This window comes from Caballeronia sp., assembly GCF_049581465.1.
Taxonomy (GTDB): Bacteria; Pseudomonadota; Gammaproteobacteria; order Burkholderiales; family Burkholderiaceae; genus Caballeronia.
The window spans coordinates 1-10,730 of sequence record NZ_JBAUSA010000327.1 but is presented as its reverse complement, the minus strand read 5'-3'; the positions used below and the strand labels follow the sequence as shown (position 1 = coordinate 10,730).

The following is a 10,730-nucleotide window of genomic DNA, read 5'->3' as shown; positions in this document are numbered from 1 at the left end:
CGATCGGGCCGGCGCCTGCGGCACGCGTTTCCACCAGCACGCGACGATTCGGTCTCAGGAAATAGGCGTCGAACAGGGCATCGAATCGTCGCCATTCTTCGGCGCGCGAGCACAGCACGGCGCGCAGGCTCCAGCGCAACAACTGGATATCCGTCTGCCCCGTGCGCTGGGCAACCTCCATCGATGCCGCGATGTCGCTGGTCGTCACGCGAAAATCGTTCGCGCGCAGCCACCCGGCGAACCCGGCGTAACGCGTAAGCAATGTCTCCTCAAGGCTCGACGAGGGCGCCCGTTCAGCGGCGGCAAGATTCCCGGTCAACATGCGGCCACCAGTTTTTCGACGACCGGCCGGGACAGGCCGGCCTGGTCCTCGCGCGTCTTGACGAGCGCGGACAGTGAATCCATGATCTGCTCGATACCGTCCGTATCGAGCACGCTCACGCCCAGGCGAAGCAACGCAGATACCCAGTCGAGCGTCTCGGCAAGCCCGGGCTTTTTCTGCAGGTCCATCTGCCTGACCGACTGCACGAATTCGACCATCTGCCGCGCCAGCTTCTCCGGCACTTCCGGAACTTGCGTACGCACGATCAACAACTCCTTCTCGAAGCCCGGATAGTCGATGTACTGATACAGGCAACGGCGGCGCAGCGCGTCGGAGATATCGCGCGTGCCGTTGGAAGTCAGGATAACGAACGGTCTCTCCGTGGCGCGTATCACGCCCAGCTCGGGGATCGACATCTGGAAGTCGGATAGCAACTCCAGCAGGTAGGCTTCGAACGCTTCGTCGGTGCGGTCGATCTCGTCGATCAGCAGGACAGGCGCAGGCGTCGTCGTGATCGCTTCGAGCAACGGTCGCTTGAGCAGATAGCGTTCTGAAAAAATATCCTGCTCCTTGTCGAGAATCGACCGCTGGTCCTGTTCGAGTAGTTTGATCGCCAGCAGTTGGTGCTGGTAGTTCCACTCGTAGAGTGCGGAGTGGGCATCAAGGCCCTCGTAGCATTGCAGCCGGATCAGCCGCGTATCCAGCAGCCGCGAGAGCGCCTTCGCGACCTCGGTCTTGCCGACCCCCGCCTCGCCCTCCAGCAACAGCGGCCGGCGCATTTCCATTGTCAGCATGAGGGTCGCCGCAAAGCTGCGCTCGGCGATAAAGCCGTGACCCTCCAGCCGCCGCTGCAGGCTCACGACGTCGTTCATCCTGTCGGTCGCCATGGTTGCCTCTCATTCAGACGGACTTGCGCGTGAAAATCCCGCGTAGCCACTCGCGCAACACAGCCCACGCCAGCGCCAGACCGTTCAGTTCGGAGTGCGGGACGTTGGCAACTTCCGGCGTGACAGATACTGGCGCTATCGCCGCCGCGTCAGAGTCCGAGACAGAGTCCCCGGACGCCGCCTCCTGGGGCCGGGACGCGTCGAGCCGCGCGGCAAAGTTAGCCACGAACTGCTTGAGCATCTGGTCCGCCACGGGGGCCATCAGCCGGCCTCCGAGCGAGGCGGCTTTACCGCTCATCGTCACCTCGCTCTTGCCGGTCAGTTCGCACGTCTGCCCGGCGGCCTGCACGCTCGCGACCAGATCCATCGATGCTGCGGAGCCGCCCGTCGCGTCCGTGCCTTTGCCCACCAGATGCAGGCTGCGCACCGTTGCGTCGAGGTTCAACACCTCGATATCGCCCTTGAACGACATCGTGGCCGGACCAAGCTTGACGGTAATCGTGCCTTTGTAATGAGTGGCATCGATGCGTTCGGTGATCTTCGCGCCCGGCATGCATCCGGCCACGGTCGGGATGTCTTCCAGTAACTTCCAGGTGCGCTCAGCCGAGGCGTCCAGCGGAAACACCTTCTCGAGTACGACTTTCATTCAGTCATCCTTTGCGTATTACTGTCTCGTCAACCCCAGTGAACGGGACTGCTGCCACACGCGAAACGCGTTGTGCGGCATGTTCATATGTGTCACCCCCAGGTGCGCGAACGCATCGACCATGGCCGACGTAAAGCACGGAATCGAGCCGACGTGCGGCGATTCAGCCACCCCCTTGGCGCCGATCGGATGATGCGGCGACGGCGTCACCGTGAAATCGGTCTCCCAATGGGGCGTCTCAGCCGAGGTCGGTACGAAGTAATCCAGCAGCGTGGCGCCCAACAGATTGCCGGCTTCGTCGTAGGGCATTTCCTGGCCCATTGCAACGGCGAAGCCCTCGGTCAAGCCACCGTGGATCTGCCCTTCGATGATCATCGGATTGATGCGCGTGCCGCAGTCGTCGAGCGCGTAAAAGCGGCGCACGCGCGTTTCGCCCGTAAAGCGATTCACGTCGAGCACGCACACATACGCGCCGAATGGGAACGTGAAATTGGGCGGGTCGTAGTAATCGACGGCCTCAAGGCCCATCTCCATGCCTTCGGGAACATTGTTGTAGGCCGCCCAGGCCACTTCCTTGATAGTCTTGAACTGCTCGGGTGACCCCTTGAGCACGAAGCGGTCGAGATCGAACTCGACGTCGTTGGGACTGGCTTCGAGCAAGTGCGCGGCAATCTTGCGGGCCTTCTCGCGGATCTTGCGCGACGCGCGCGCGACTGCGGCGCCCGCAACCGGCGTGGAGCGCGAGCCATAGGTGCCGAGTCCGTAGGGCGCGGTGGACGTATCGCCCTCCTCGACCGTAATCACCGACGCGGGGATACCGGCCTCGGACGCGATGATCTGCGCATACGTGGTCTGATGGCCCTGCCCTTGCGTGATCGTGCCCATCCGTGCGATCGCCGAACCATCGGGATGCACGCGTATCTCGCACGAATCGAACATGCCGACGCCCAGGATGTCGCACATCTTCGACGGTCCCGCACCGACGATCTCGGTGAAGTTGACGACGCCGATGCCCATCAGCCATTCGGCGTCCGGATCGGCACGCCGTGCGGCCTGCTCGGCGCGCAACGCCGGGTAGTCGACCGCTGCGAGCACTTTCTTGAGCGCCGGCTCGTAATCGCCTGAATCGTATTCGAGCCCGAGCGGTGTCGTGTACGGAAACTGATCCTTGCGGATGAAATTGCGCAAGCGTATTTCGACCTTGTCGATACCGAGCTTCTGCGCCAGCACGTCTACCATCCGCTCGATCAGATAGACCGCCTCTGTCACCCTGAACGAGCATCGATAAGCTACGCCGCCCGGAAACTTGTTGGTATAGACGCCGTCGACCGACACGAACGCGTTCGGTATCGCATAGGAACCGGTGCAAACGTGGAACATGCCCGCGGGCCATTTGGTGGGATCGGCGCAGGCATCGAACGCGCCGTGATCGGCCGTGACATGCACGCGCAGCGCCTTGATCCGGCCGTCGCGATCGGCGGCCAGTTCACCCGTCATGTGATAGTCGCGTGCGAATGCGGTCGAGCTCAGGTTCTCGGAACGGGACTCGATCCACTTGACGGGCCGCCCGAGCACGATCGAAGCGACGATCGACGTGACATAGCCGGGATACACGCCGACCTTGTTGCCAAAACCCCCGCCGATATCCGGCGAGATGATGCGGATCTTCGACTCCGGAATGGCCGATAGCAGGCCCACCACCGTGCGCACCACATGCGGCGCCTGCGACGTGATGTAGACCGTCAGGTCGCCGCGCGCCTTGTCGAACGATGCGACACAGCCGCAGGTTTCCAGCGGACACGGATGGACGCGCGGATACAGCATGTCTTGCGAGACGGTCACCTCCGCGTTGTCGAACACGCGATCGGTCTTGTCCTTGTCGCCGATGTTCCACGTAAAAATATGATTCGGATGCCTACGCGCACCGTGTGCGCCGGTCGGCTTGTCGCGAATGTCCTCGCGGATCACTGGGGCATCGGGTGCGAGCGCGGCGAATGGATCGACCACCGCCGGCAGCTCCTCGTACTCGACGTCCACGAGTTCCGCCGCGTCGGCCGCGATGTAGCGATCATCGGCCACGACGAACGCCACCTCCTGGTTCTGGAAGCAGACCTTTTCATCGGCCAGTACTGCCTGCACGTCGCCCGCGAGCGTTGGCATCCAGTGGAGCTTGAGGGGCTTGAGGTCGTCGGCGGTCAGCACCGCGTACACCCCTGGATGGGCGAGCGCGCGGGACTTGTCGATTTTCTTCACGCGGGCATGCGCGTACGGACTGCGAACCATCACGCCGAACAGCATGCCCGGCATTTTAATATCGTCGACGTAGGTGCCTTTTCCCTGGATGAAGCGCGGATCTTCGCGGCGTTTGCGCGAGCAGCCCATGCCTTCCAGTGCGGCGAGACGGTCGAGATTGGCGTCGATATTTCCCATTATTTTTCTCCGTCAATGCACATGCGCTGGCATCAGCGGATGCGAACTTTCGACTGTTTCACCCCGTAGCTTGCGCGCTGCGTATTGCACCGCCTTCACTATGTTTTGATAACCCGTACAGCGGCACAGGTTGCCCGCCATCCAGTAGCGGATCTCTTCTTCACTCGGGTCCGGATTCTCCTGCAGCAGGCGATACGCTCTTATCAGCATTCCCGGCGTACAGAAGCCGCATTGCAGGCCGTGCTCCTGCATGAAGCCTTCCTGCAGCGCATGGAGTTCGCCGCCCTGAGCCAGACCCTCGACAGTCAGCACCTCCGCGCCTTCGGCCTGTACCGTCAGCAGCGTGCAGGACTTGACCGACATGCCGTCGAAATCGACCGTACACGCGCCGCAATGCGAGGTCTCGCAACCAATATGCGGCCCGGTGTGCCGGCACTTTTCGCGCAGCGTATGAATCAGCAATTCGCGCGGCTCGACCAGCACATCAGTTTCCTTACCGTTAAGCCTGAACGACACAATGACTTTCTTGTTCATGTCTTTTCTCCAGGAAATCGCGTTCAGTGAACGGCCCGCGAAAAGGCCGTAGCTAGCGCCCGTCGCGTCATTTCGCCCGCCATCGCGGTCTTGTACTCGATATCGCCGCGCAGATCCGCGACCGGGTCACACGCGTCCATCGCCAGTCGCGCGGCTTGTGCGATGGCTTGTTCATCGATGGGCTTGCCGAGCAGCGACTGCTCCGCGCCGGTCGCCCGGAAAGCGATGTCCGCGAGATTCGTCAGAGCAATGCGCACGTCGGCCACGGTAGCGCCGCTCATGCGCAGGATCACCGCCGTGGCTGCGGTCGCGAAGTCGCCGGTCTTGCGCTTCAGTTTCGCGTAGCAATAGCCGCTTCCTGTTGCGGGCAAGGGAATGCGGATCTCAGTCAGGATCTCGCCGGGTTCGAGCATCGTCAGATAGGTGCTGAGAAAGAATCCGTCGGCTGGCACGACGCGTTCACCGCGCTCGCCCGTCAGCACGAACGATGCATCGAGGGCCAACATCAGCGCGGGATGATCGTTGCCCGGATCGCCATGCGAAATGTCCCCGCCCAGCGTGCCCCGGTAGCGCACCTGTGGGTCCGAGATCTGGCGTGCGCCCTCCACGATCAGTGGACATTTTGTTTGCAGCAACTCGGACCAGATCAGCTCGTTCTCGGTCGTCATCGCGCCAATGCGGATTTCGTTGCCGACCTCGCGGATGCCCTTGAGCTCCGCCAGCTTGCCAAGGTCGATCAGATGACCCGGTTCGGCAAAACGCAGCTTCATCATCGGCAGCAGACTGTGGCCGCCGGCCAGGAGCTTGGCCGCATCGCCATGCTCGTTGAGCAGCGCGATCGCCTCCGGCAAGGTGCGTGGAACGTGATATTCGAATGGACGGGGGATCACACTGGCCTCCTCAGGTTTTTTCATCCGCCGACAAAATGAAGCTTGACTGCATTAGTCCGTGATCGAGCATTTCACACTCCAGCGCGGCCCTTCAACGCGATTTCACGAACGGCGGCAAGCGCGCGCCAATTAACGGAAAACGGGCATGAAACCCGAGCCGCGCCGAATGAGCGTGTCAGAGCGACGCTGCGCCGATTCCGACTCAGGAAATCACGATTTCACGACGCTGCGCAGCAGTTCAAGCGGATTTCCTGAATGGCGGGTTTACCTGCGTGAACGGTCCTAAAACTTGCGCGAATTTGGGAAAAGACATACAAAGAAGAACAATCGCCAGAGAGCGTAGACAGCTCTGTCAGGGCAGGAGACCTGGATGAAACCGCTTGAACACGCGGGCCCGCCGATCGCGGAGCCTCGTCGCAACGAGACATTCCAGCACAAGCTGGAGCAGTTCAATCCGGGGATGGTGTGGCTCGACGCCGAGGGCCATGTGAGCGCCTTTAACGACGTCGCGCTGCAAATCCTGGGGCCGGCCGGCGAGCAATCGCTGGGAGTCGGGCAGGACAAGTTGTTCGGCATCGACGTCGTGCAACTGCATCCGGAGAAGAGTCGCGACAAGCTGCGCTTTTTGCTGCAATCAAAAGACGCGGGCGGCTGCCCGGTCAAGTCGCCGCCTCCTGTCGCGATGATGATCAACATCCCCGACCGGATCCTGATGATCAAGGTCGCCAAGATGACGGGCATCCAGGGCGCGTGCGGCACCTGCATGATCTTCTACGACGTAACCGATCTCACCACCGAACCCTCGGGAGAGCGCTCGGGTGAGAACGTTGCGTTGCCGCGCCGCCTGTTCAAGATTCCCGTCTACCGGAAGAACCGGGTGATCCTGATCGACCTGAAGGACATCGTACGTTTTCAGGGCGACGGCCATTACACGACGATTGTCACGAAGGACGATCGCTATCTTTCCAATCTTTCGCTAGCCGATCTCGAACTGCGTCTCGACGACAGCATCTACTTGCGCGTGCATCGCAGTCATATCGTGAGTCTTCCGTACGCGGTCGAACTGGTTAAGTCGGACGAGAGCGTCAATCTTGTGATGGACGACGCAGATCAAACCCAGGTTCCGGTCAGCCGGTCGAGAGCCGCGCAGTTGAAGGAATTGCTTGGCGTGGTCTAGGGGCCCCGCCCCTCCGCTAGCAGGATCCCCCACCCTCACGCGTCGCCCCAAACTGGCGGCTCTCCAGATAGCCTGTAAGAATGGCATGGGCCTCCTCTAAGCAATTCGCCGTAACTGATCGATTCCGTCAATCTCTGGAGCAACGTATGCATATCAATCTGTCGGGCAAGACCGCTATCGTTTCCGCCTCTACGGGTGGCATCGGCTTCGCCATTGCCGCGGGCCTGGCACGCGCCGGTGCCCACACAATAATCAACGGCCGCAGCGAGGCCTCGCTTAAACACGCGCTGGCCGCCCTGCGAACCGACGTGCCCGGCGCCAGCCTTGAGGGCGTGGCAGCCGACCTGTCTACTGCCGCAGGCGCCGCGCAATTGGTCCAGGCCGCGCCCACAGCCGATATCCTGGTGAACAACGCCGGGATCTATGGACCCAAGCCATTCTTCGACGTCGACGACGATGAATGGGAACATTTTTTCCAGACTAACGTGATGTCCGGCGTGCGGCTCTCGCGCCATTATTTGAAAGGCATGCTCGAACGCGACTGGGGCCGCATCGTGTTCATATCCTCCGAATCGGCGTTGAATATCCCGGCGGACATGATTCACTACGGCATGACCAAGACGGCGCAGCTAGCGATCGCACGCGGCTTAGCGAAGCTTGCCGCTGGAAGTGGCGTTACGGTGAACTCCGTGCTGCCCGGACCTACGCTTTCAGACGGCGTCAAGTCTATGCTCAAGGATTCCGCCGATCAGGCGGGCACGAGCATCGAGCAGGCCGGCGTCGACTTCGTCCGCGCCCATCGATCCAGCTCCATCCTGCAGCGCCCGACAACTCCGGACGAAGTGGCAAACATGGTGGTCTATGCGTGTTCGCTTCAGGCGTCGGGGACCACCGGTGCGGCGCTTCGTGTGGACGGCGGAGTGGTGGACAGTATCGTCTGACGTCACTATTCCGTCGACGAAGCGGCAGGGCCGAGCGGACTGGCTCGAAGATCATTGAAAGCGCTAGCGAAATCACTCAGGCAGCTACTGCCGAGGCGTCGCGGCCCGTCATTATTGCGGAAAATAAAGCTACAAAGGGATGAGACGACGCTGGACGGCGTGGATAGTCGCGTTCGCGAACCCACATTCGAGGTTGCAAATTTGCCGCTCCGTCGCAGGACAGTTATCCAAGCGCCTTTAGTACGCAACTGATCGCGTCGAGGGCCGGCGCTTGCTGGGCCAGCAACGCTCTAGGGCACCACGGATACGGCAGATTTCGCGCCCAACCGAGAATTACTTCGCTGGATTCCTCCGGCAGCGTCGTCATCTCTTCAATCGTTATCCGGAGCTTAAACACTCGGCCGTCGTCGCATTGCCATTCGTATTGGCCAAAGCCCGCGCGCGCAGCGGCAGTGTCCTTCTCCGTCATGCAGACCAGCCAGTCGCAGGCGAACGTCTCGTCAGTGATCGGCGGCGCTCCAATACAAAACGTATAGACGTTTTCATACCGCTGGGCAAACTGGCTGACCAAAACAGCCGAGATGGCATTCAGCCCTTTGACAGCAGGTGGAAATGCGATCTCGGCCGTTTTGACGTCCATCGTCAGTTCAGCATCCGGCGTGAAGGCCTCTGCCATCAAATGAGGACGGTTGCCGTCTTTCGCGTGAATGTAGGTTTCGATGGACTTTTGCAGGGTCGTCATTGAGAGCAAGGGGATTGAAGCCGGAGAAATAAATTGCTCTCAAGTGTACCGGTAGGTCCACCTGCACAGTTTTTCAAAACTGCAACATATTGTCTATGGAGGTACTAGCGCCCTTACGCCCATACTCCTGAAAACTATAAGGCGCAAGATGGACAAGACAGCAAGCGGATGGACGAACGGCTTTATCGGCATGCTGATCTTTAGCGGCTCTCTTCCCGCCACCCGCGCAGCCGTTGCGGGGTTCGATCCGGTCTTCCTGACGCTTGCCCGGGCAGCTATAGCAGGCTTACTGGGACTCGCGCTCCTGCTTCTATTCCGGCAAAAGCGTCCCGAGCGTAGCGACCTGATTTCCCTCGCCGTGGTCGCGTTCGGCGTAGTGATCGGGTTCCCACTGCTGACCGCGCTCGCGCTCAAGCACATCACCTCCGCCCACTCCGTCATCTTCGTTGGTTTGTTGCCGCTGACGACCGCCATCTTCGGCGTCCTGCGCGGGGGCGAGCGCCCTCGCCCCGCGTTCTGGTTTTTTTCCATTGCGGGCGCTGCGCTCGTAGCCGGTTATGCGCTGATCCAGGGCCCCGGTGCATCGCCCATAGGCGACACGCTAATGATCGCCGCCATCGTCGTTTGCGGGCTTGGATATGCGGAAGGCGCCAGCCTCTCCCGCAAGCTCGGCGGCTGGCAGGTGATCTCCTGGGCGCTCGTGTTGTCGCTACCGGTCATCGGGCCACTCGCGCTGATTACCATGCCTTCCTCGTGGGTCGACGTCGGCCGGTCAGCATGGATCGGACTGGCCTACGTCTCCTTGTTCAGCATGTTGATCGGCTTCGTATTCTGGTATCGCGGATTGGCTCAGGGAGGTATCGCCACGGTCGGACAGTTGCAACTCCTCCAGCCCTTCTTTGGACTCGCACTGGCCGCGAGCTTGTTGCACGAGCCCGTAGCCTGGCCCATGATCGCCGTCGCGTCAGGCGTGGTCCTGTGCGTGTGCGGGGCCAAGCGCTTCGCGTGACAGCGAGCCGACCCGGCGGTCAGTCAGCCGTAGTGACAAACATAGTCGAGCGTCTCGACAACCTCAATGTCGAAACTGCTGTCACCGCCGATGGAAAATGTCTCGCCCTCACGATATTCCTGCCATTGATCGCTGCCGGCCAGGCGAATCCGGCAATACCCCGCCTGAATTTCCATGACCTCCGGAGCCTGAGTGCCAAACGTCAGCGTAGCCGGAAAGATGACGCCTAGGGACTTGCGGCTGCCGTCGGCAAGGACGACCGTGTGGGACACGCACTTTCCATCGAAGTAGATGTTGGCGCGTTTGGCTACCGAGACGTTCTCGAACTGCGTTGACGAGGTCATGCACTGACTCCTTTTTTAATCGGACGCAAATGATAGCAGCCGTCAATCCGGCGAGCACCCGGTGTCGGCCAGGCGCTCACACATTCATCACGCTCCGATCAAGACGCCTGTCCTGAAGGGGATTGCGCCCGACACACGCCCCAACGGAGCGCCCGCGATGACAAAGCGAATCGCCCGCCGCATGTAGAAGATGCCGTCGTTTTTAGTCGTGAGCGTGGTGACCGCGTCGGTGATCGGATCGACGATATCGAAGACCGGATCGCCCGCCTTCAAGTGCGCCCCGACTTCCGCGCGATGAACCAGGATGCCGCTCACCGGCGCAATGAACTGCTCGCTGCCAGCAAGGGGTGTCGCCGGATGCAGTAGCGGCGGCAACGCACGTACCTCGCCTTCGATCACGCCACGATGCACCAGGTAATCAACGATCGCGTCGGCATCGTGCTCGGCGAACTCATACGAGACGTCGCGCTGGCCACGATGCTCGACCGTCAACGCGACATTAGGCGCGGCGAGCGGCGTGGCATCGCCGAGCAGTGCCCGAAGCTCGTCCCACAGCGGCGCATAGATTTCATCGAACGTCTGGCCGCCCGAATCGGCCGCGAGCAACACGCCCTTTGCGCCGAGATAGCGTGCAAGCGGTTCGACTGCGGGCCAGCTCACGGGGTTCGTGTACAGGTGCATGGTGGCTTCGAGCGAACAATGCAGGTCGAGGATGATGTCGGCATCGGCTGACATGATCAGCATCTCGCGGCGCAGCGACTCGAACTCGTTCTTCGGCACGACATCAGCCAGCATCTCGCATATCGCC

Annotated in this window: 10 protein-coding genes and 2 pseudogenes; 3 read left to right on the top strand and 9 right to left on the bottom strand. The window is 61.2% G+C overall.

Features of this window, described 5'->3' with window-relative positions; genetic code table 11:
• From WCA53_RS08175 to WCA53_RS08150, 6 genes and pseudogenes are all read right to left on the bottom strand, one after another.
• Positions 1 to 322, bottom strand: a pseudogene (locus WCA53_RS08175) (vWA domain-containing protein); the annotation flags it as partial.
• The gene (locus WCA53_RS08170) at positions 316 to 1,209 is read right to left on the bottom strand and encodes an AAA family ATPase (RefSeq protein WP_423907814.1); all 894 of its coding nucleotides are present in this window, start codon (positions 1,207 to 1,209) and stop codon (positions 316 to 318) included. The pseudogene WCA53_RS08175 and the gene WCA53_RS08170, both read right to left, overlap by 7 nt.
• A gap of 13 nt (positions 1,210 to 1,222) precedes the next feature.
• A complete protein-coding gene (locus WCA53_RS08165; protein ID WP_423907811.1) occupies positions 1,223 to 1,855 on the bottom strand; it encodes an SRPBCC family protein in 633 nt (210 codons plus the stop codon).
• An 18-nt stretch (positions 1,856 to 1,873) separates the two neighbouring features.
• The gene (locus WCA53_RS08160; protein ID WP_423907808.1) at positions 1,874 to 4,285 is read right to left on the bottom strand and encodes an aerobic carbon-monoxide dehydrogenase large subunit; all 2,412 of its coding nucleotides are present in this window, start codon (positions 4,283 to 4,285) and stop codon (positions 1,874 to 1,876) included.
• A 12-nt stretch (positions 4,286 to 4,297) separates the two neighbouring features.
• Positions 4,298 to 4,819, bottom strand: coding sequence for a (2Fe-2S)-binding protein (locus WCA53_RS08155; RefSeq protein WP_423907806.1), 522 nt, complete (start codon positions 4,817 to 4,819; stop codon positions 4,298 to 4,300).
• A 23-nt stretch (positions 4,820 to 4,842) separates the two neighbouring features.
• Positions 4,843 to 5,709: an FAD binding domain-containing protein gene (locus WCA53_RS08150; protein ID WP_423907804.1), complete on the bottom strand. Its 867-nt coding sequence runs from the start codon at positions 5,707 to 5,709 to the stop codon at positions 4,843 to 4,845.
• 370 nt (positions 5,710 to 6,079) lie between these two features.
• Between WCA53_RS08150 and WCA53_RS08145 the strand changes: the two genes are divergently transcribed.
• Entirely contained in the window at positions 6,080 to 6,886 is an 807-nt protein-coding gene (locus WCA53_RS08145) for a LytTR family transcriptional regulator DNA-binding domain-containing protein (protein ID WP_423907802.1), read from the top strand.
• A gap of 146 nt (positions 6,887 to 7,032) precedes the next feature.
• Positions 7,033 to 7,827 carry an SDR family NAD(P)-dependent oxidoreductase gene (locus WCA53_RS08140; RefSeq protein ID WP_423907800.1) on the top strand — a complete coding sequence of 265 codons (795 nt, stop codon included), beginning with the start codon at positions 7,033 to 7,035 and terminating at the stop codon, positions 7,825 to 7,827.
• A gap of 223 nt (positions 7,828 to 8,050) precedes the next feature.
• Here the strand turns inward: WCA53_RS08140 and WCA53_RS08135 are convergent, their stop codons facing one another.
• Positions 8,051 to 8,569 carry a hypothetical protein gene (locus WCA53_RS08135; RefSeq protein ID WP_423907798.1) on the bottom strand — a complete coding sequence of 173 codons (519 nt, stop codon included), beginning with the start codon at positions 8,567 to 8,569 and terminating at the stop codon, positions 8,051 to 8,053.
• A gap of 148 nt (positions 8,570 to 8,717) precedes the next feature.
• Between WCA53_RS08135 and WCA53_RS08130 the strand changes: the two genes are divergently transcribed.
• A complete protein-coding gene (locus WCA53_RS08130; protein WP_423907795.1) occupies positions 8,718 to 9,578 on the top strand; it encodes a DMT family transporter in 861 nt (286 codons plus the stop codon).
• Between the two features lie 23 nt (positions 9,579 to 9,601).
• On the opposite strand, the gene WCA53_RS08125 is transcribed toward WCA53_RS08130, so the two are convergent.
• Together WCA53_RS08125 and WCA53_RS08120 are read right to left on the bottom strand one after the other, a co-directional pair.
• The gene (locus tag WCA53_RS08125) at positions 9,602 to 9,922 is read right to left on the bottom strand and encodes a pyrimidine/purine nucleoside phosphorylase (protein WP_423907792.1); all 321 of its coding nucleotides are present in this window, start codon (positions 9,920 to 9,922) and stop codon (positions 9,602 to 9,604) included.
• An 87-nt stretch (positions 9,923 to 10,009) separates the two neighbouring features.
• Positions 10,010 to 10,730: pseudogene (locus WCA53_RS08120) on the bottom strand (succinylglutamate desuccinylase); the annotation flags it as partial.